General features: G+C 42.8%; 18 protein-coding genes, 2 tRNA genes, 1 rRNA gene and 1 pseudogene. 18 read left to right on the forward strand and 4 right to left on the reverse strand.

What is annotated here, in order from left to right; genetic code table 11:
• The first annotated feature begins 91 nt into the window (after positions 1 to 91).
• From rrf to tsaD, 8 genes are all read left to right on the forward strand, one after another.
• Positions 92 to 207, forward strand: a 5S ribosomal RNA gene (gene rrf, locus Q5C82_RS19915).
• 22 nt (positions 208 to 229) lie between these two features.
• Positions 230 to 306 (forward strand) — tRNA-Met (locus tag Q5C82_RS19920).
• Positions 307 to 370: 64 nt separating this feature from the next.
• Positions 371 to 447 (forward strand) — tRNA-Asp (locus tag Q5C82_RS19925).
• Positions 448 to 627: 180 nt separating this feature from the next.
• Positions 628 to 1,605 (forward strand): thiamine-phosphate kinase, encoded by a 978-nt coding sequence (thiL, locus tag Q5C82_RS19930; RefSeq protein ID WP_003225704.1) that lies wholly within the window; start codon positions 628 to 630, stop codon positions 1,603 to 1,605.
• Between the two features lie 14 nt (positions 1,606 to 1,619).
• Positions 1,620 to 2,096 (forward strand): tRNA (adenosine(37)-N6)-threonylcarbamoyltransferase complex ATPase subunit type 1 TsaE, encoded by a 477-nt coding sequence (gene tsaE / locus Q5C82_RS19935; protein WP_003225701.1) that lies wholly within the window; start codon positions 1,620 to 1,622, stop codon positions 2,094 to 2,096.
• Positions 2,077 to 2,766: a tRNA (adenosine(37)-N6)-threonylcarbamoyltransferase complex dimerization subunit type 1 TsaB gene (gene tsaB, locus Q5C82_RS19940; protein WP_003225697.1), complete on the forward strand. Its 690-nt coding sequence runs from the start codon at positions 2,077 to 2,079 to the stop codon at positions 2,764 to 2,766. The genes tsaE and tsaB overlap by 20 nt, the downstream gene beginning before the upstream one ends.
• Positions 2,767 to 2,775: 9 nt before the next feature.
• Positions 2,776 to 3,231, forward strand: coding sequence for a ribosomal protein S18-alanine N-acetyltransferase (gene rimI, locus Q5C82_RS19945; RefSeq protein WP_003225694.1), 456 nt, complete (start codon positions 2,776 to 2,778; stop codon positions 3,229 to 3,231).
• Positions 3,224 to 4,264 (forward strand): tRNA (adenosine(37)-N6)-threonylcarbamoyltransferase complex transferase subunit TsaD, encoded by a 1,041-nt coding sequence (gene tsaD / locus Q5C82_RS19950; RefSeq protein WP_003225693.1) that lies wholly within the window; start codon positions 3,224 to 3,226, stop codon positions 4,262 to 4,264. The genes rimI and tsaD overlap by 8 nt, the downstream gene beginning before the upstream one ends.
• Positions 4,265 to 4,491: 227 nt before the next feature.
• Here the strand turns inward: tsaD and abc-f are convergent, their stop codons facing one another.
• The gene (gene abc-f / locus Q5C82_RS19955) at positions 4,492 to 6,420 is read right to left on the reverse strand and encodes a ribosomal protection-like ABC-F family protein (protein ID WP_032727238.1); all 1,929 of its coding nucleotides are present in this window, start codon (positions 6,418 to 6,420) and stop codon (positions 4,492 to 4,494) included.
• A gap of 125 nt (positions 6,421 to 6,545) precedes the next feature.
• On the opposite strand from abc-f, the gene moaC reads away from it, so the two are divergent.
• Genes moaC through tatC form a run of 4 tightly spaced genes read left to right on the forward strand, consistent with a single transcriptional unit; the run spans position 6,546 to position 8,668 of the window.
• Positions 6,546 to 7,058, forward strand: coding sequence for a cyclic pyranopterin monophosphate synthase MoaC (gene moaC / locus Q5C82_RS19960; protein WP_003225689.1), 513 nt, complete (start codon positions 6,546 to 6,548; stop codon positions 7,056 to 7,058).
• Positions 7,055 to 7,702: a redox-sensing transcriptional repressor Rex gene (locus Q5C82_RS19965; protein ID WP_003225686.1), complete on the forward strand. Its 648-nt coding sequence runs from the start codon at positions 7,055 to 7,057 to the stop codon at positions 7,700 to 7,702. The genes moaC and Q5C82_RS19965 overlap by 4 nt, the downstream gene beginning before the upstream one ends.
• A 21-nt stretch (positions 7,703 to 7,723) precedes the next feature.
• Positions 7,724 to 7,897 (forward strand): sec-independent protein translocase protein TatAY, encoded by a 174-nt coding sequence (tatAY, locus tag Q5C82_RS19970; protein WP_003225684.1) that lies wholly within the window; start codon positions 7,724 to 7,726, stop codon positions 7,895 to 7,897.
• A 6-nt stretch (positions 7,898 to 7,903) separates the two neighbouring features.
• Positions 7,904 to 8,668, forward strand: coding sequence for a twin-arginine translocase subunit TatC (gene tatC, locus Q5C82_RS19975; RefSeq protein ID WP_079996295.1), 765 nt, complete (start codon positions 7,904 to 7,906; stop codon positions 8,666 to 8,668).
• Positions 8,669 to 8,705: 37 nt separating this feature from the next.
• Here the strand turns inward: tatC and Q5C82_RS19980 are convergent, their stop codons facing one another.
• The gene (locus tag Q5C82_RS19980) at positions 8,706 to 8,897 is read right to left on the reverse strand and encodes a YdiK family protein (protein WP_003225680.1); all 192 of its coding nucleotides are present in this window, start codon (positions 8,895 to 8,897) and stop codon (positions 8,706 to 8,708) included.
• Positions 8,894 to 9,628 (reverse strand): CPBP family intramembrane glutamic endopeptidase, encoded by a 735-nt coding sequence (locus Q5C82_RS19985; RefSeq protein ID WP_003225677.1) that lies wholly within the window; start codon positions 9,626 to 9,628, stop codon positions 8,894 to 8,896. The genes Q5C82_RS19980 and Q5C82_RS19985 overlap by 4 nt, the downstream gene beginning before the upstream one ends.
• Positions 9,629 to 9,865: 237 nt before the next feature.
• Here Q5C82_RS19985 and groES point away from each other — a divergent pair, with 237 nt between their 5' ends.
• From groES to Q5C82_RS20000, 3 genes and pseudogenes are all read left to right on the forward strand, one after another.
• Complete coding sequence (gene groES / locus Q5C82_RS19990) at positions 9,866 to 10,150, forward strand: co-chaperone GroES (RefSeq protein WP_003155970.1); 285 nt, start codon at positions 9,866 to 9,868, stop codon at positions 10,148 to 10,150.
• A 46-nt stretch (positions 10,151 to 10,196) separates the two neighbouring features.
• A complete protein-coding gene (gene groL / locus Q5C82_RS19995) occupies positions 10,197 to 11,822 on the forward strand; it encodes a chaperonin GroEL (protein WP_003225675.1) in 1,626 nt (541 codons plus the stop codon).
• Positions 11,823 to 12,418: 596 nt separating this feature from the next.
• Positions 12,419 to 12,726, forward strand: a pseudogene (locus Q5C82_RS20000) (hypothetical protein); the annotation flags it as partial.
• Between the two features lie 922 nt (positions 12,727 to 13,648).
• Here Q5C82_RS20000 and Q5C82_RS20010 read toward each other — a convergent pair.
• On the reverse strand, positions 13,649 to 16,138 hold the full coding sequence (locus Q5C82_RS20010) for an NB-ARC domain-containing protein (protein WP_003225671.1): 2,490 nt from the start codon (positions 16,136 to 16,138) through the stop codon (positions 13,649 to 13,651).
• A gap of 202 nt (positions 16,139 to 16,340) precedes the next feature.
• Between Q5C82_RS20010 and gutB the strand changes: the two genes are divergently transcribed.
• From gutB to Q5C82_RS20025, 3 genes are all read left to right on the forward strand, one after another.
• The gene (gene gutB / locus Q5C82_RS20015; protein WP_003225669.1) at positions 16,341 to 17,402 is read left to right on the forward strand and encodes a sorbitol dehydrogenase; all 1,062 of its coding nucleotides are present in this window, start codon (positions 16,341 to 16,343) and stop codon (positions 17,400 to 17,402) included.
• Positions 17,403 to 17,475: 73 nt separating this feature from the next.
• Complete coding sequence (locus tag Q5C82_RS20020) at positions 17,476 to 18,867, forward strand: MFS transporter (RefSeq protein WP_032733960.1); 1,392 nt, start codon at positions 17,476 to 17,478, stop codon at positions 18,865 to 18,867.
• Between the two features lie 94 nt (positions 18,868 to 18,961).
• The gene (locus tag Q5C82_RS20025; RefSeq protein WP_013307928.1) at positions 18,962 to 19,924 is read left to right on the forward strand and encodes a carbohydrate kinase; all 963 of its coding nucleotides are present in this window, start codon (positions 18,962 to 18,964) and stop codon (positions 19,922 to 19,924) included.
• Positions 19,925 to 20,032 lie beyond the last annotated feature (108 nt).

Consider the following 20,032-nt stretch of genomic DNA (forward strand, 5'->3'; position numbering starts at 1 on the left):
AGCTGACAGATACTAATCGATCGAGGACTTAACCCACATTTTGAATGATGTCACACCTGTTATCTAGTTTTGAGAGAACACTCTCAATTTGTTTGGTGGCGATAGCGAAGAGGTCACACCCGTTCCCATGCCGAACACGGAAGTTAAGCTCTTCAGCGCCGATGGTAGTCGGGGGTTTCCCCCTGTGAGAGTAGGACGCCGCCAAGCTTTTATCTTAAATTATTATCATCGCGGGGTGGAGCAGTTCGGTAGCTCGTCGGGCTCATAACCCGAAGGTCGCAGGTTCAAATCCTGCCCCCGCAACCAAATTATATGAATGAAATAAGGAGTGCCCGAAGGGTGCAACTAAAATAATTCACTTTATAAATATGGTCCGGTAGTTCAGTTGGTTAGAATGCCTGCCTGTCACGCAGGAGGTCGCGGGTTCGAGTCCCGTCCGGACCGCCATTATTGTAAACGAAACGATCATGTTTTCGTTTTTTTTTGTGTTTTCTTTTACTGTATCTTCTGCTTGGTGTGATAACCAAGCTTTCTTTATATCGGCAATATCTTGGATATTCCAGCAAAATTCGATAAACTAGGAAGAGCATATGTAGGCATAAGCAGGTTGAAAGGAGGTTTTGGTTCATGGATGAATTTGATTTGATACACAGCATTACTCCGCGGACCATTCACCATTCTTCCGTTGATGTAGGAATAGGTGATGATGCAGCACTCTATACTGCAAAACACGGCGTTCAGGAAATTGTTTGTGTTGATACTATGGTAGAAGATGTGCACTTTAAATTACACTATTCCTCACCTGAAGATATCGGGTATAAGGCGTTAGCCGTTAATATAAGTGATATTGCCGCGATGGGAGGCATTCCTAAATTTTATTTGGTATCACTTGCGGTACCTTCAAAATGGACGGAATCTGAAATCAAGGCAATGTATGAAGGAATGAATGAACTGGCGAAACTATATCATATGGATCTGATTGGCGGCGATACAGTCTCTACCACTGACAAATTAGTCGTAACGGTCACTGTGATCGGTGAAGTAGAAAAGGGACGAGCTTGTTTGCGCAGCTTGGCAAGACCGAATGATATTGTGTTTGTAACCGGGGAAATTGGTTCATCTGCAGCAGGACTTTCTTTATTGCTGGAAAAGACCAATCCTCAAAACTCATCTGTTGAAACGGATTACTTTATCAACAGGCATAAACGGCCTCAGCCAAGAGTAAGCATGGGCAGATTATGCTCGAGTATTAAGCGGGCAGCTTTAAATGATATCAGTGACGGATTAGCTAGTGAACTGAATGAGATTGCAGAAGCCAGCTGTGTTTCAATTGAAATTGATGAAAGTATGCTCCCAGTCCATTCTGATTTGCCTAAGCTTCATTCTAACTGGAAAGAATGGGCTTTGTTTGGCGGGGAGGATTTTGAGCTGACAGGGACGGTTTCAAAGGAAGAATGGGAAGTGTTGAAGCAGGAGTGCGAAATACGTCAACTGCCTATTACAAAGATTGGCCATGTCAGGGAAAAAACAGAATTCAATGTGTTCCTAAAAACCGAAAAAACAACAATGGCCTTAGAGAAAAAAGGATATAATCATTTTAAATAAGACGGGTGACTCGTGTGAAGCAATTAAAGTGGAGAACTGTAAATCCTGAAGAAACAAAAGCGATAGCAAAACTTACGGCATCGTTTGCTAAACCGGGAGACGTCCTGACATTAGAGGGCGATTTAGGAGCCGGAAAAACGACTTTTACGAAAGGCTTTGCGGAAGGACTTGGCATTACACGTGTTGTAAACAGTCCGACTTTTACAATTATAAAAGAATATAACGATGGCTCACTTCCTCTTTATCATATGGATGTATACAGAATGGAAGACGAAAGTGAAGATTTGGGACTTGATGAATATTTTCACGGACAAGGTGTCTGTCTCGTTGAATGGGCACATTTAATTGAAGAGCAGCTGCCGCAGGAGCGACTGCAAATTGTCATTAAAAGAGCCGGTGATGATGAAAGAGAGGTCACCTTTACAGCTGTGGGGAATCGGTATGAAATGCTTTGTGAGGAGATAAGTAGACATGACAATATTAGCAATTGATACATCAAATTATACGTTGGGCATTGCGCTGCTTCGAGAAGACACCGTCATAGCAGAATACATTACATATTTAAAAAAGAATCATTCTGTAAGAGCGATGCCTGCTGTTCATTCATTGCTGAACGAATGTGATATGACACCGCAGGATCTTTCTAAAATTGTTGTTGCAAAAGGCCCTGGTTCATACACAGGGGTAAGAATAGGTGTGACGCTTGCCAAAACGCTTGCCTGGTCTTTACACATTCCGATTTCTCCTGTATCAAGCCTTGAGGCGCTTGCGGCAAATGGCCGGCATTTTGACGGTCTGATCAGTCCTATCTTTGATGCAAGACGGGGACAGGTGTATACAGGTCTGTATGAATACAAAAACGGGCTTTTGGAGCAAGTGGAGCCTGATCAAAATGTGATGCTGGCCGAATGGCTGGAGATGCTAAAAGAAAAGGATCGCTCTGTTTTGTTTTTAGGTCATGATACTTCTATTCACCAGCAGATGATAGAGGATGTGCTTGGGACAAAAGGGATCGTTGGAGCTGCTGCTCAACATAACCCGCGTCCTTCAGAATTGGCTTTTCTAGGGGCGGAAAAGGAAGCAGCTGATGTTCACGGGCTTGTCCCGGATTACTTGCGGCTGGCAGAAGCTGAAGCGAAATGGATTGAAAGTCAAAAGTAGGGTGATAGGATGAAAACAAAAGCAGCTGTCAGAAACATGCGGCTTGATGATATTGATCACGTATACGAAATTGAAACATCCTCCTTTACGTCTCCTTGGACGAAGGATTCGTTTTACCATGAGCTGCTGGAAAATCCGTATGCTCATTATCTCGTGATTGAAAAGGACGGCCATGTTGCTGGGTATTGCGGGATTTGGATTGTGATGGACGATGCCCAAATTACAAACATAGCAATAAAACCGGAGTATCGCGGCCAGTCTTTAGGAGAAGCACTTTTTCGCTCAGCGGTGGAACTGTGCAAAGAAAAAGACGCAAGGCGGCTTTCGCTTGAAGTGAGGGTTTCTAATCATCCTGCTCAAGGCTTATATAAGAAGTTCGGGATGCAGCCCGGCGGAATAAGAAAGAACTATTATACTGATAACGGGGAAGATGCGTTAATTATGTGGGTGACGATAAATGAGTGAGCAAAAAGAGCTTTACGTATTAGGAATTGAAACAAGCTGTGATGAGACAGCGGCAGCTATCGTAAAAAACGGGAAAGAAATCATATCAAACGTAGTAGCCTCTCAAATTGAAAGCCATAAGCGCTTTGGAGGCGTTGTTCCGGAAATTGCTTCAAGACATCATGTTGAGCAAATCACTTTGGTCATAGAAGAGGCTTTTCGTAAAGCTGGCATGACGTATAGTGACATTGATGCGATTGCAGTAACGGAAGGTCCAGGACTGGTGGGAGCGCTTCTTATCGGAGTGAACGCTGCTAAAGCATTGAGCTTTGCGCATAACATTCCGTTAGTTGGCGTTCATCATATAGCCGGTCATATTTACGCGAACCGTCTTGTAGAAGAAATCGTGTTCCCGGCACTGGCATTGGTCGTTTCAGGAGGCCATACGGAATTGGTTTATATGAAAGAACACGGATCATTTGAAGTCATTGGGGAAACTCTCGATGATGCAGCAGGTGAAGCTTACGACAAAGTGGCGCGAACAATGGGACTGCCATATCCGGGTGGACCACAAATTGATAAGCTTGCTGAAAAAGGAAATGACAATATTCCGCTTCCTCGCGCATGGCTTGAAGAAGGCTCTTACAACTTCAGCTTCAGCGGGTTGAAGTCTGCAGTGATCAATACACTTCATAATGCGTCTCAAAAAGGCCAAGAGATTGCGCCGGAAGATTTGTCTGCCAGTTTCCAAAATAGCGTAATTGATGTCTTAGTGACCAAAACGGCGCGTGCGGCAAAGGAATATGGTGTCAAACAGGTCCTTTTAGCCGGAGGAGTAGCTGCAAACAGAGGCCTCAGGGCTGCATTAGAAAAGGAATTTGCCCAGCATGAAGGGATTTCGCTTGTCATTCCTCCATTAGCCTTATGCACAGATAATGCTGCGATGATTGCTGCTGCTGGTACAATTGCTTTTGAAAAGGGAATTCGCGGTGCATATGATATGAATGGCCAGCCCGGCCTTGAATTGACTTCTTATCAAAGTCTCACGAGATAATAGCGTGAGACTTTTTGTCTGTTATTAACAGACAATTCACAATTTATCCACATACCTGTGAGTAATTATAGAGATATAGATGGATAAAGGGCTGAAGTCAATGTTAATAAAGTGGATAAATTCAGAATATTTTGTGGATAATGTGTATAAAGCGCTTACTTTATTTGCGTATAAGGGTATGTTCTGTGGATAAAAAAACACCTCTAAAAAGAGGTGCTTGACTTTTTTTAAGCTTCTTCTGTGGATAGTTCTTCCCATTCGGACAAAAGAGATTCCAGCTCCTGATTGAGTTTCTCATTGTCTGCATGGATGGCTTGTACCTTTTCATGGTCTTGATAGATTTCCGGATCACATAGCAATTCATCGTTATGACTAATGTTTTCTTCAATGGTTTGAACAGTGGCTTCAATTTCTTCAATCCGACGGAGTCGTTGGCGTTCTTTCTTTTTCCATTCTTTTTCTTCTTCATATGAACGTTTTGAGTCAGGCTTAACCGAAGCAGGCGTTTTTTCGGATTCCTCTTGCTGATTCATTTTCTCCAATTCAAGCTGCTCTGTTTTTTTCTCCGTATAATAATCGTAATCTCCCAGATACTCTTCTATATGGTTTGAAGAAAGCTCCAATACTCTTGTGGCGATTCTGTTAATAAAATATCTGTCATGTGAGACAAATAACAGTGTACCTGGATAATCGATCAGCGCATTTTCGAGAACTTCTTTGCTGTCTAAGTCCAGATGGTTTGTTGGTTCATCAAGGATAAGAAAATTAGCTTTTTGAAGCATCAGCTTAGCAAGGGCCAATCTTGCTTTCTCACCCCCGCTCAGTGAATGGACAGGTTTCAGTACATCATCTCCGGAGAATAAGAAATTTCCGAGACAAGTTCGGATTTCTTTCTCCGGAAGACCGGGGTACTCATCCCACAGCTCATCAAGGACACGTTTAGAGGAAGTCAGTTCAGCCTGCTCCTGATCATAGTAGCCGACACTGACATTCGAGCCGTATGAGATCGATCCTTGATCTGGCTTTAGGGTGTCCATTAATGTTTTTAGCAATGTCGATTTACCGATTCCGTTAGGGCCGACAAGCGCGGCACTTTCCCCTCTTGTGAGCATGAACGACACTTCTGTTAAAAGCGGCGGCTGGTTTTCATAACTGATTGTGAGATCCTGAACGCGCAGGACTTCATTTCCGCTCTGTTTTGTAATATCAAAATGAAAATTTGCGGATTTTTCATCGCCGAGCGGTTTTGACATGACTTCCATTCGTTCCAGCTGTTTTCGGCGGCTTTGTGCTCTTTTTGTGGTAGAAGCTCTCGCTAGATTTCGGTCTACAAAATCCTGAAGCTTTGCGATTTCATCCTGCTGCTTTTCATACACTTTAAGCTCTTTTTCATACTGTGCGGCTTTTTGGTCGAGATAAGCGCTGTAGTTGCCGTGATATTTTTTGCTTTCAGCCCTTGATACCTCGTATACTTGGTTTACTACTTTGTCCAAAAAGTAGCGGTCATGCGAAACGATGAGAATGGCGCCTGAATAGCCTTGCAAATAATGTTCAAGCCAGGTTAGCGTATCAATATCGAGATGGTTTGTCGGCTCATCGAGAATGAGCAAATCAGGCTGTGTTAACAGAAGCTTACCGAGGGCCAGCCTTGTTTTCTGCCCCCCGCTGAGGCTTTGTACCTGTGTTGAATCGTCAAAATGGCTGAAGCCGAGTCCATGAAGCACAGATCTGACATCCGCTTCATATTGATAGCCGCCTTTATCTTTGAATTCCTGCTGAAGCCGGTCATACGTTTTCATGATGCTTTCCAGTTCATCAGGATCAGCTGCCGCCATTTTTTCTTCGATAGCCCGCATTTCCTTTTCCATTGCTTTTAAGTGGTCAAAAACAGTCAGCAGCTCTTCTTTTATGGTAAGCTTAGAATCCAAGCCCGTATGCTGGGCAAGATATCCCATTGTAATATCTTTCGGTTTAATGATTTCGCCCTTTTCATACGAAAGCTGGCCTGCGATAATTTTAAGCAGCGTGGATTTTCCCGCGCCATTTCTTCCGACAATGGCGATGCGATCACGATTTCTGACTTCCAGCTTTATATTGTTTAAAATAGTATCAGCACCAAATGATTTTGATAGCTGATTAACTTGTAAGATCATCATATTATTTCACCTCTGCTATAATAAGTTAAGTGTAGCTTATGAACCAGAAGTCAGCAAACAATACATTGGCTGAAAAAGACATAGAGAAGAAAATAGTGTATGATCTGTTTAAGGAGAGTTTTAATATGAATAGATTTTCTCATTTTAATGAACAGGGCAGAGCCCAGATGGTGGACATCAGCGAAAAATCTTCGACTGTCCGTACTGCGGCGGCTGTGTCTAGCGTACACATGAAGAATGAAGTGTACGAGAAAATACAAAGTCACGATATCGGCAAAGGAGATGTACTGGCTGTTGCACAGGTGGCAGGCATAATGGCCGCAAAGCAAACGTCCAATATCATTCCGATGTGCCATCCGCTTTCACTGAGCGGGGTAGATATATCGTTTGACTGGAAAATAAAAGAATCAGAAGTTATACTTCATATAAAAGCACAGGTCAAAACGAAAGGGAGTACAGGTGTGGAAATGGAAGCGCTCACTTCTGCATCGGTGTGTGCTCTTACCGTTTACGATATGTGTAAGGCCCTTGATAAGGGAATGGTCATCGGTCCTACTTTCTTGCTGGAGAAAACAGGCGGGAAAAACGGTGACTTTAAAAGAGAACTATCCGAGTATAATTTGGAGGACCAAAAATGAATAAGGATCAATCAAAAATTCCGCAGGCGACGGCAAAACGGCTGCCGCTTTACTATCGCTTTTTAAAGAATCTGCATGCGTCAGGAAAACAGCGTGTATCATCCGCTGAACTCAGTGATGCCGTAAAGGTTGATTCTGCCACGATTCGCAGGGATTTTTCCTATTTTGGAGCTCTTGGCAAAAAAGGATATGGATATAATGTGGATTATTTGCTGTCATTTTTCCGAAAAACGCTTGATCAGGATGAGATGACAGACGTTATCTTGATTGGTGTCGGGAACTTGGGAACTGCATTTCTTCACTACAATTTCACAAAAAATAATAACACAAAAATTTCAATGGCTTTTGATATAAATGAGAGTAAAATAGGAACTGAGGTAGGCGGCGTGCCTGTCTATAACCTTGACGACCTAGAACAACACGTAAAAAATGAATCAGTTGCCATTCTTACAGTGCCAGCAGTTGCCGCTCAATCGATTACAGACAGATTGGTCGCGTTAGGAATCAAGGGAATTCTTAATTTTACGCCGGCCCGTTTGAATGTGCCGGAACACATTCGAATTCATCATATAGATTTAGCTGTAGAGCTTCAGTCACTGGTTTATTTCTTGAAACATTATTCAGTTTTAGAGGAAATCGAATAGAGGGAAAGGAGGAGCCCAAATATGCCGATCGGTCCTGGAAGCCTTGCTGTTATTGCAATCGTTGCTCTGATCATCTTCGGTCCCAAAAAGCTGCCTGAACTGGGGAAAGCTGCAGGAGACACACTTCGTGAATTCAAAAATGCTACTAAAGGATTAACGAGTGATGACGAGGAAAAAAAGAAAGAAGATCAGTAAGTTAGGATGACACGAATGAAAGTGAATCAAATGTCGCTGCTGGAGCATATTGCTGAGCTTCGAAAACGATTGCTGGTTGTGGCGCTGGCATTTGTCGTTTTCTTTATCGCAGGATTTTTTTTAGCAAAGCCCATGATTGTTTATTTGCAAAAAACGGATGAAGCGAAGGAGCTTACGCTTAATGCGTTTAATCTGACAGACCCGCTTTTTGTGTTTATGCAATTCGCGTTTATCATCGGGATTGTCCTGACCTCGCCGATTATTCTGTATCAGCTATGGGCTTTTGTGAGCCCAGGCCTCTATGAGAAAGAGCGCAAAGTAACGCTCAGCTACATTCCGATCTCTATTTTGCTGTTTTTAGCGGGCTTATCTTTTTCATATTATATTTTATTTCCTTTTGTTGTTGATTTTATGAAGCGGATCTCTCAGGATTTGAATGTCAATCAGGTGATCGGAATTAATGAGTATTTTCATTTTCTTTTGCAGCTGACGATTCCGTTTGGACTGTTGTTTCAAATGCCGGTCATCCTCATGTTTTTGACCAGGCTTGGAATTGTGACACCGATGTTCTTAGCGAAAATCAGAAAGTATGCGTATTTTACGCTGCTTGTGATCGCTGCCCTGATTACACCGCCTGAGCTTTTGTCTCATATGATGGTCACTGTTCCGCTGTTGATTTTATATGAAATCAGTATTCTTATATCAAAGGCAGCCTATCGGAAAGCGCAGAAAAGCAGTGCTGACGTTCAGGACGTGTCTTCCGGGCAATAATAAAAAATCCATTTCTCATGAGAGAAATGGATTTTCTTTATTTCTGGTTCTTTTTGATTTTAAATGAAAAGGCGAACATCTTAAAAGAGATGCTGATGTTGTAAGCGGCGAACACCATCAGCAGGATGGAGTAAAATGACCACATGCTGCCTGGCGAGCTTGCGGCAAGATAAGTAAAGATGCATCCTACGGCAAAATAGATCATTCCCCAAACTACCGGGTTTCTCATAAAAATAATCCTCCAATAATCAATTGCATTTGTGTGCTCTGCTGTTCGAGGTACTTCTGAACAGGCTCAAACTGCATGATGACGACAAATGTATTCATCATGACATGGGCGAAAATCGGCACCCATATCCGTTTTGTTCTCGCATACAAGAAGGCAAAGGTAAAGCCCATTGCTGTATATAGAAGTAGATGCTTCAAATCAGCGTGAACAATACCGAAAATAACCGAGCTGATCAGTCCGGCAAAGAAGAAATTCGTTTTTTCGTACAGTGTGCCAAAAATGATTTTTCTGAAGATGATTTCTTCTAATATAGGACCGACGACGGAAGAAACCATAATCATAAGCGGAACTGCCTGAATGACATCCAGAATAGCTTGCGTATTTTCTGATTCTCTTCCGATGCCGAATATATAATATTCAATAGAGCCTGCTATTCCTTGAGAGAAAAGGGCAATGAAAAAACCGGCTATCGCCCAAAGGATAGAAAGTCCGATTGAGTCCTTCTGTCCGTTTCGCAGCGTTTCTTTCGGCACAGTTCTCAGAATGAGCAGAACGACAACGAGACAGGCGATGAAGCTGATGACGGACCATAATCCTTGTGCGTGCAGCATATTCTCAGCTGTAGGCTGTCCTCCGGCATAACCGAATTTAAATAACAAGGGAATCCCGATTAATGCGGAAAACTGCATGATGATATATGTCAAAATAATAAACCAATACTGTTTTCTCAAATGGTATGTACTCCTTTGTTAATGGGTTTCGTTCATCTACAGCTATTGTAACATAATCGGAACAAGGGTGAAAAAGCTAACGGATAAGGGAGCTGAAAAGAATCATGTAAGCGTGAAAAATTTTTTATCTTATCACTTGAAATTGGAAGGGAGATTCTTTATTATAAGAATTGTGTTAGCACTCTTTAGTGTCGAGTGCTAAAATTACATATTCATACTATTGAGGAGGTTATTACATTGTTAAAGCCATTAGGTGATCGCGTTGTCATTGAACTCGTAGAATCTGAAGAAAAAACTGCCAGCGGAATTGTGTTGCCGGATTCTGCAAAAGAAAAACCACAAGAAGGCAAAATCGTGGCAGCTGGTTCAGGTCGCGTGTTAGAAAGCGGAGAGCGCGTTGCTTTAGAAGTAAAAGAGGGCGACCGCATTATCTTCTCAAAATACGCAGGTACTGAAGTGAAATACGAAGGTACTGAATACTTAATCTTACGTGAAAGCGACATTTTAGCTGTTATCGGCTAATTCTTAAATAAACAATACTTAAAACATTTGAGGAGGTCTTGTAAACATGGCAAAAGAAATTAAGTTTAGTGAAGAAGCTCGCCGCGCAATGCTTCGCGGTGTCGATGCACTTGCTGATGCTGTAAAAGTAACTTTAGGACCAAAAGGACGCAACGTGGTTCTAGAGAAAAAATTCGGTTCTCCGTTAATCACAAATGACGGTGTAACAATCGCTAAAGAAATCGAACTTGAAGACGCGTTTGAAAACATGGGTGCTAAGCTTGTTGCTGAAGTAGCCAGCAAAACAAACGACGTTGCCGGTGACGGTACAACAACTGCGACAGTTCTTGCGCAAGCAATGATCCGTGAAGGCCTTAAAAACGTAACAGCAGGCGCTAATCCTGTAGGCGTTCGTAAAGGTATGGAAAAAGCTGTAGCGGTTGCGATCGAAAACTTAAAAGAAATTTCTAAGCCAATCGAAGGCAAGGAGTCTATCGCTCAGGTTGCTGCGATCTCTGCTGCTGATGAGGAAGTCGGAAGCCTTATCGCTGAAGCAATGGAGCGCGTAGGCAACGACGGCGTTATCACAATCGAAGAGTCTAAAGGCTTCACAACTGAGCTTGAAGTTGTTGAAGGTATGCAATTCGACCGCGGATATGCGTCTCCTTACATGGTAACTGACTCTGATAAGATGGAAGCGGTTCTTGACAATCCTTACATCTTAATCACAGACAAAAAAATCACAAACATTCAAGAAATCCTTCCTGTACTTGAGCAGGTTGTTCAGCAAGGCAAACCATTGCTTCTAATCGCTGAGGATGTTGAAGGCGAAGCACTTGCAACACTTGTTGTGAACAAACTTCGCGGTACATTCAACGCAGTTGCTGTTAAAGCTCCTGGCTTCGGTGACCGCCGTAAAGCAATGCTTGAAGACATCGCTGTCCTTACTGGCGGAGAAGTCATCACAGAAGATCTTGGCCTTGACCTGAAATCTACTCAAATCACACAATTGGGTCGCGCTTCTAAAGTTGTCGTTACAAAAGAAAACACAACAATCGTTGAAGGCGCTGGCGAAACAGACAAAATTTCTGCCCGCGTGACTCAAATCCGCGCTCAAGTGGAAGAAACAACTTCTGAATTCGACAGAGAAAAATTACAAGAGCGTCTTGCGAAACTTGCTGGCGGCGTAGCTGTCATCAAAGTCGGCGCTGCGACTGAAACTGAGCTGAAAGAGCGTAAACTTCGCATCGAAGACGCCCTGAACTCAACTCGCGCAGCTGTAGAAGAAGGCATCGTATCCGGTGGTGGTACAGCACTTGTCAACGTATATAACAAAGTCGCTGCAGTTGAAGCTGAAGGCGATGCTCAAACAGGTATCAACATCGTGCTTCGCGCGCTTGAAGAGCCAATCCGTCAAATCGCACACAACGCTGGTCTTGAAGGATCTGTCATCGTTGAACGCCTCAAAAACGAAGAAATCGGCGTAGGCTTCAACGCTGCAACTGGCGAATGGGTAAACATGATCGAAAAAGGTATCGTTGACCCAACAAAAGTTACACGCTCAGCTCTTCAAAACGCTGCGTCTGTAGCTGCAATGTTCTTAACAACTGAAGCCGTTGTCGCTGACAAGCCAGAAGAAAACGCTGGCGGCGCAGGAATGCCTGACATGGGCGGCATGGGCGGCATGATGTAAAACCGACAAAAAACCCTTGATTTACAAGGGTTTGTCGGCAACGGACGTCATTTTTGATGCCCTTTTGATGCCATTTATAAATTTAGAAGCTTCTCATGAGTTCACCGAACTTGTGAGAAGCTTCTTTTTTTCTGTCTTTTGTAGTTTGATTTTTTCAGCACTGTTCTATATCGATTTTTAATAGTTTTGATAAATGGTAGGTAATCCCGATATGAACTATTCAATTCACCAAATACAAAATTCTACCGGCTCAGGTTCCTGCTTACGTCTTCTTTGACAAGCGGCTTACTGTAACTTCAATAAACTGTGTTTCTGTTATGATTATAAAAAGGGTTTGAAAATTATTCGTCCAAACCTTTGTTACCTCTCTCTACTGCAGACAGGAGACCATATGGGTATACTCTCATACGACAAAAAAAGACTCAGTTATCTAAATAGTGTCACCAACACTCTTAGGCGGTTTCCCCTAGGAAAGCCCTATCAAAGAGAAATCCTGTTAAATGTCTATTTGTTCTTCTTGTTTTAGCTACTAAAAGACGATGTTTTCCTTGCAATAAGGAAATCGTCTTTTATGTTAAATAAAGAGCGACAGAATAATGACATCTGATCCCCAAATGAGCCCCAAAAATTCACTGTCGATGGAGTTAGATTCTTCCAAAAATATCTTAGAAAAATCCGTCCCGACTCTATGGAGACAGACAACCCAATTATCAACTCTGATATTATCAAGGAGGACTTAATAGTGCATTTCTCGAAAATGATAGATCGCTTGGCTTTATATGATTTACACAGAAAAAGAAGCAAAGATAAACATTTTTCTGCTGTTTTTACAGCTGATATAGATGATAGAGAGGAATTTTACAGTGCAAATACAGCTGATGTTTCAATTGATTTGAATGAATCTAAAAAAAATTATAGGGTTGGAACATTTAGTTATGAATCCTTAATTCAAACTGGGAATCTAGTTAATGATACTTTAAAAGGGGAGGTTTTTTTAAATGAAAATGAGATAGATCAACCCAATGTCATCTTTGTACACGGCTGGCGCATGGATTCGTACAATAGGATCAAAAAAATATTTCATAATCGTATAATGAACGATTTAGGCTGGAACATGTATTATTATTCTCTTCCATACCATTTTGAAAGAGAACCGGAAAATTCACTGTATAGTGGAGAATTGATGATTAGTGCAAATATTGATCGTACAATTGAGTCGACAAGACAGGCCGTTGTAGATTTACGGGCGTTAATTTACTGGATAAAAGCAAATAAAAAAGGCCCTGTTATCATAGTGGGAGTGAGCTTAGGGGGATGGGTTACAAATCTAATTGCTACCCTAGATTCTCAAATTGATGTAATGGTATCAATCTTTTATGCCAATCGCCTTTCTTATTCAATATGGAACACGATCCCAGGTAAATTCATAAGAGAAGAATTAGAACAAAATGGTGTGACCTATGAAGATTTAACAAAATATTGGAATATCACAGATCCTAGTCAAGCCTTGCCGAAAGTTAATAAAGATAACATTCTGCTGATTTCTGCTAAACATGATCAGTATATTGACTTAAAAGATGCAGATTATTTATGGGAAAGTTGGGAGAAACCGAAAAGATATGTCTATAATTGCGGTCATTCCGGCATTGTTCTTTGTCGCAAAAAGCTGGCAAATGATACGATTTCCTTTATAAGAGAAAGGATACATACGGGAAAACCTGGTTCAGTACATTTGTAGACCTTAATAAGAAACGAAAGGCCAACTGCAACTTCAGTTGGCCTTTCCTATTTATTGAGTGAGATTGCTGACAGAACTACTATGCGTACTAGTCGTTTTCTTTAATCACCATTGCCAGTTCTTCCACCTCACCCCAAATCCCGATCGCAGGCTCCCACGAATTAATCAAACGAATCGCTTTCTGATTAGCTTCCATCGCTTTCGTTTTCTCTCCTTTACGATGCAACAGCTGCGCCATCCCGTAGTGATAGTAGATCAGTTCAACTTGATTGGCGTTATGTTTGTCATAGAGCATTTGCTCAAAGGCTTCTTCCGCTTTCTCAAATTGACCACACTTCACGTAAGCGACACCCAGATTAAAATAGGCTTCTATCGTTTTTTCGCCGCCGTACGTGAAGCTGATTTCATTTGCCGCTTCGTATAGTTGAATGGCTTCTTCATCATGGCCTCTCGCAAAGCTTAAGTCTCCGCGAACCAATAGAACTCTGTGTTGAATGGTAGGGGAAATCGGTTGATCTTCGATTTCGTTTAAAATGGTCTCTGCTTTTTCCTGTTGCCTGTCTTTTAAAAACAGCCTTGCTTTGAGTGCGTGTCCCCAAACTTTTAGATCATGGGCATCGTGAGTATCTGATTGTTCCAGAATCCTCAATCCAGCTTCAATTTGCTGTAAGGCCCCGTCTAAATCATTGACTTCCATCAGGGCCCAGCCTGCTGTGTCGATTCGGAAGAATGCTTCTCGTGTGTGTTGGCCTAATTGATGGGCGGCGTCGGCGGCTTTACGTCCGTATTCGATTCGTAAGGGCAGGTTGATTCTGCTGAGAAAATGGCTGATGCGGGTGATGAGTTCAATTAGGATTTCATTTTGTCCGGTTTCGCTTGCCCATTGGATGACCTTTAAGATGTTTGGCCATTCTTTTTTCATTTGATCTAAGTTCCGTCCCAGCAGGTAGCTCCAATAGATGGAGTTGGGCTGTTCCCGCTTTAAATGGGTTTCGGCGTAATCAATATAAAAGTGCGCCCAGCGATTTCGGGCTTCTTTTTCATATTTGTGATGTTCGGACAAGTGCTGTTCTCCGTAAGCGACAACGGTTTGGTGCGCTAAGTATTGTGTCCTTCCTTCGCTTCGTTCCGGCTGAATCAGAGCAAAAGATCGCATTTGTTCAATTGCGAAATGAAAATGGCGGGCGTCTAATCCGGCTGCTGCCGCCAGGCTTTTTTCATCTGGCGGCTTGCTGAAAAAGCAAAGCGCCTGCCATAGCTTTCGCGTATCTTCATTGCATCTGTCCCAGGTGCGGCCAAAGAGGAACTCAAACAATTCCAGCAGTGTGTAGCCAGCTTTTCCAAGCTCATGGATCAGCTGCTGAGCCGGAATGTCATCGTCTGACATATAGGCGATGCTCAGTGCCATGGCTTTCGGATTTCCTGCAGTTGCAGAAATGAATTCGTTCTTCAGTTCAGACGATAGCTGTAACAGCTGCTCCAGCTTTTCTCGTTTATTCTGGATGTTGCATGTTTGTAAGCAGCGATGCACTTCTTGCTGAAAAAATTCAAGGGCATCTGTTTGGTCAAGGCCGCTCAGCTGGATGGCCGACATTTCTCCGAAGCTTTCTCGATAGGTTTGCTTTACGTTTTCCCGCGCTGTAAGGAGAACTTTTACGCCTTGCGGAAGGCTGGTGATAAATTCGTGAATGTCACGTTCTGCGGTATCAATGCTGTCAACGATCAGCAGGACCGGTTTTTCTCTAGTGTAATTGGCTAACGCATTACGGACGACAAACCGTTTTTCATTGATTGATTTATCGATTTGTTCAGCGCGTCCGAGCTGATAGGCAATGGTATTTAAAAAATCGCTAAAGCTCAATCCTTTCCAATCAGCGCTCACCCAGATGATGCTGTTGAATGCCGGCCAATCTGAAGTATCGTCGACACAGGAATAGGCAGCTTCAAGAGCGATTGTGGTTTTACCCATACCGGCCCAGCCGGTGATTAAACAGACTGGTGACGGAGAAAGCATCCATTGCCGTATCGCTTCCATATCAAAGCTGCGTCCAATAAAGCTTCCGGACCAGCGAGACGGTAGGTTATGCGTGATAGGCTGTTCTGTAAGCGCATTCGTTTCTTGGACGGGGATATCATGAAACAGCCGCTTTACTGCTTTTTCAATATCGTTATCACTCGGAGCTCCGAATGATCCGTCTTTTCGCAGCGTTTTCGCTTTTTTGAGACAAGACGCTGCCCATACAGGCAATGCGGGTTTGATGACGGGGATGGTGGTGGTTTCCAATAGGCCGGTCAGCCACTCGATATCCAAGTCGGTCTTTTCGAGAATGATCCAGATGATTCCGAACAGTTTTCCGTCGTCAATTCGTCCTGGAATATAGTTTATCCCCATTTGTCCGATCCAGCTTTTGATCGTGTTAGAGGAGACCCCCAGCTGGAGTGCGATTTTATCTATGTAAGACTGTCCTGTTTTTTCATTCTTTTTCCTTCTGACTTTATAATCAGGATGAAGTTTGAGCGATTTGACGCCAGGTGCCAGCAGTTGTGCAAATTGTTTTCGGTTTTCAAGTTCAGCCATAAGCCTGCACCTCCTATTAGTACTATTTTATCAATTCAGCGTTTTTTGTATATGAAAAAATAAAAGTACAGTGCCGCTGTCCTTTTATACAGCAGGAAAGTCTGTTGAACGTGCTGAAAAGCAGATAAAATGAGGACAGTAATAGAGAAAACAAAAATGTATGCACTTACATTTTTGTTTTCTAAAGAAAGGAATTTGTCAAATGACTCACACAGTACCTCAAAACATGAAAGCGGCTGTTATGCACAACACAAGAGAAATCAAAATCGAAACATTGCCTGTGCCTGACATCAACCATGATGAAGTGTTGATTAAGGTGATGGCTGTCGGAATTTGCGGATCGGATCTGCATTACTATACAAATGGCAGAATTGGCAACTATGTTGTGGAAAAACCATTTATCTTGGGCCATGAATGTGCGGGAGAAATTGCTGCTATCGGATCGTCTGTCGATCAATTCAAGGTGGGAGACCGCGTCGCTGTTGAGCCGGGTGTCACGTGTGGGCGCTGTGAGGCGTGCAAGGAAGGGCGCTATAACCTTTGTCCGGATGTACAGTTTTTGGCTACACCGCCGGTAGACGGTGCGTTTGTTCAATATATCAAAATGCGTCAGGACTTTGTTTTTTTGATCCCAGACTCACTTTCCTATGAAGATGCGGCTGTGATTGAACCGTTTTCTGTCGGCATTCATGCAGCGGCGAGAACGAATCTTCAGCCCGGATCAACGATTGCGATTATGGGGATGGGCCCTGTTGGGTTAATGGCTGTTGCGGCAGCTAAAGCATTTGGGGCAAGCACAATTATCGTGACCGACTTAGAGCCGCTGCGGTTAGAAGCTGCGAAAAAAATGGGAGCGACTCATGTCATCAATATTCGTGAACAGGATGCGCTTGAAGAGATTAAAACGATCACGAATGATAGAGGCGTTGATGTTGCTTGGGAAACAGCGGGGAATCCAGCGGCATTGCAATCCGCATTGGCTTCTGTGCGCAGGGGCGGAAAACTGGCGATTGTCGGTTTGCCTTCTCAGAACGAGATCCCGCTCAATGTGCCGTTTATTGCGGACAATGAGATTGATATTTACGGGATCTTCCGTTATGCCAATACGTATCCAAAGGGAATCGAATTTCTCGCTTCCGGCATTGTGGACACGAAGCATCTTGTAACGGACCAATATTCGCTGGAGCAGACGCAAGAGGCGATGGAGCGGGCGCTTCAATTTAAGAATGAATGTTTAAAAGTGATGGTGTATCCAAATCGCTGAGTGAACAGGGAGGGTCTTTGTATTCTCCCTTTTGTTCACTGGAAATGAAAACGGATTCTTGGGGTGGGAAATGATGATTGAAACAGAAAAAGTCACGACATTGAAGGCGAAGCATCAGTCAAAATCCAGCACCAGCCTGTCCTGGTTTGAACGAATCGGCTATGGATTCGGCGATATGTCGTATAATATTATCTTTCAGTTTGTAAACGCATACCTATTATTCTATTATACAGACGTCGGCGGCATTCAGCCTGCGGTGATTGCAACTTTGTTTCTTGTTGTGCGGGTGCTGGATGCTATTTTTGACCCGATCATGGGATTGATTTTAGACAAAACGAATACAAGGTGGGGAAAGGCAAGGCCATATCTGTTGTGGGTGGCATTTCCTTTTGCGCTTTTTACGTTCCTATGTTTCACGACGCCTCATTTCGGTGAGACGGGGAATATGGTATATGCGTACATCACCTATATTCTATTGGGGATGTCCTTTAGTATGCAAACGATCCCGGTGAACAGCTTAACGGGGCGTATGACGAATTCTGTTGAGGAACGAACGGTTCTGACAACAACCCGGATGATTTTGGTGTATATCGGAATTCTTTTATCCATTTCCTGTGCGACACCGCTTGCAACTGCTATCGGAGGAGAGGATCAGGCATTTGGATTTCAGATGACAGCGCTCATCTATGCGGCGGTCAGCATCGTTTTGAATCTATTTAGTTTCTTTACTGTACGGGAGCGGATTCAGCCTAAAAAGAGAAAAAAACAAGGGATCAAAAAGACGTTATCCGTTTTATTCCGAAACAAACCTTTGCTAATGTTAGTTTCATCATTTTTGGCTTTTGCGATCGGGTTTAATATTAAGCTTAGTACGATGGTGTACTATTTTACGTATAACGTAAATCATAAGGAATTCGTGTTTTTGGGAACTGTTTTATTTTTTGGAGCAGCGCTGATCAGCAATTTGTTTATTCCTTTCTTTTCTGAGAAGTGGGGCAGAAAACAAGTGATGATGATCACGGCAGCTCTATCGCTTATTTCTTATGCCGGCCTGCATTTTACGCCGTATTCTTCCATTACACTCATTTTCATTTGGCTTTTCGTTTCAGGATTTTTCACAACGCCTTTAAACACACTTGCTTGGGGGATGGTTGCCGATTGTGTCGATTATGCGGAATGGAAGACAGGGGTTCGTGCCGACGGAGTAGTGATTTCGAGCATGAGCTTTATCAATAAGCTGGGTGTGGCGTTAGCCGGGTCATTTTCGGCCATCTATTTAGGAATCGCAGGATATGTAGCGAATGCAGACCAGACAGTTACGTCATTGAATGCGATTAAAAACATGAATGCTTTGATTCCGGGATTTTTCATTTTGCTATCTATTATTCTCATCGCCTTCTATCCTTTAACGGAAAAAAGATATAAGCACATCATCTCTGAGCTGGAGCAAAGGTCTGCCAGATAAATATATGTAAAATTTTTAATATTCAATGTTGTATTTATGGCAGAAAGTAATATACTGAGACTGTAATCTAGACTTTATAAATGAGTGTGATAATATGCGTAGTTATTCTGTTGTTTGTATTGGAGAATTGTTAATTGATTTCTTTTGTACCGATGTTGATGTTGATTTAATGGAAGGGCGCCATTTCTTAAAAAGTGCCGGCGGTGCACCGGCGAATGTGTCAGCAGCCATTGCCAAGCTGGGCGGACAAGCTGCTTTCAGCGGAAAAGTAGGCAAGGATCCGTTTGGGTATTTTCTAAAGCAAACATTAGACGCTGTACACGTTGATACCTCTATGCTGGTCATGGATGAGAAAGCGCCTACAACGCTTGCTTTTGTTTCATTAAAGCAAAATGGAGAGCGCGACTTTGTTTTTAATAGAGGCGCGGACGCTTTGTTTACGCTGGAGGACATTGAACAGGAAAAACTAAACGAAGCGAAAATCCTTCATTTCGGATCTGCAACGGCACTGTTATCAGATCCGTTTTGCTCAGCCTATTTACGGCTTATGTCGATTGCGAAAGACAATGGACAGTTTGTTTCATTCGACCCTAACTATCGTGAAGATTTATGGAAGGGAAGGGTTTCAGAGTTTGTTAGTATCGCAAAAAAAGCGATTGCTGTAAGCGATTTTGTGAAAGTCAGTGACGAGGAGCTTGAGATTATCAGCGGTGTGAAGAATCATGAAAAGGGCGTTGCGATCCTTCATGAGATCGGGGCCAACATTGTCGCTGTGACACTTGGGAAAAGCGGAACGCTTCTTTCCAATGGAAAAGATCATGAAATCATTCCAAGCATTCCGGTAACATCAATCGACTCAACAGGAGCGGGAGATGCTTTTGTCGGTGCGGCTTTATATCAATTGGCAAACACGGATCACATTCAATCAGTAGAAGCTGACTTTGCGAAGCTACGTGAAATTGTGGCGTTTGCTAATAAGGTGGGAGCCCTTGTGTGCACTAAAATTGGAGCGATTGATGCACTGCCCAGCATGAAAGAAATTGAAGTTTCTCTATAAAACATCGAGGATGTTTCTTGAAAGTTTTTGGACTTTTGGGAGGCATCCTCTTTTTTATTTATTTTTTTGATTTGGGTAAAAAGTTATGTATTTTTCTGTTTAAATGTC

This window comes from uncultured Bacillus sp. (genome assembly GCF_958411575.1).
GTDB classification, from domain to species: Bacteria; Bacillota; Bacilli; order Bacillales; family Bacillaceae; genus Bacillus; species Bacillus spizizenii.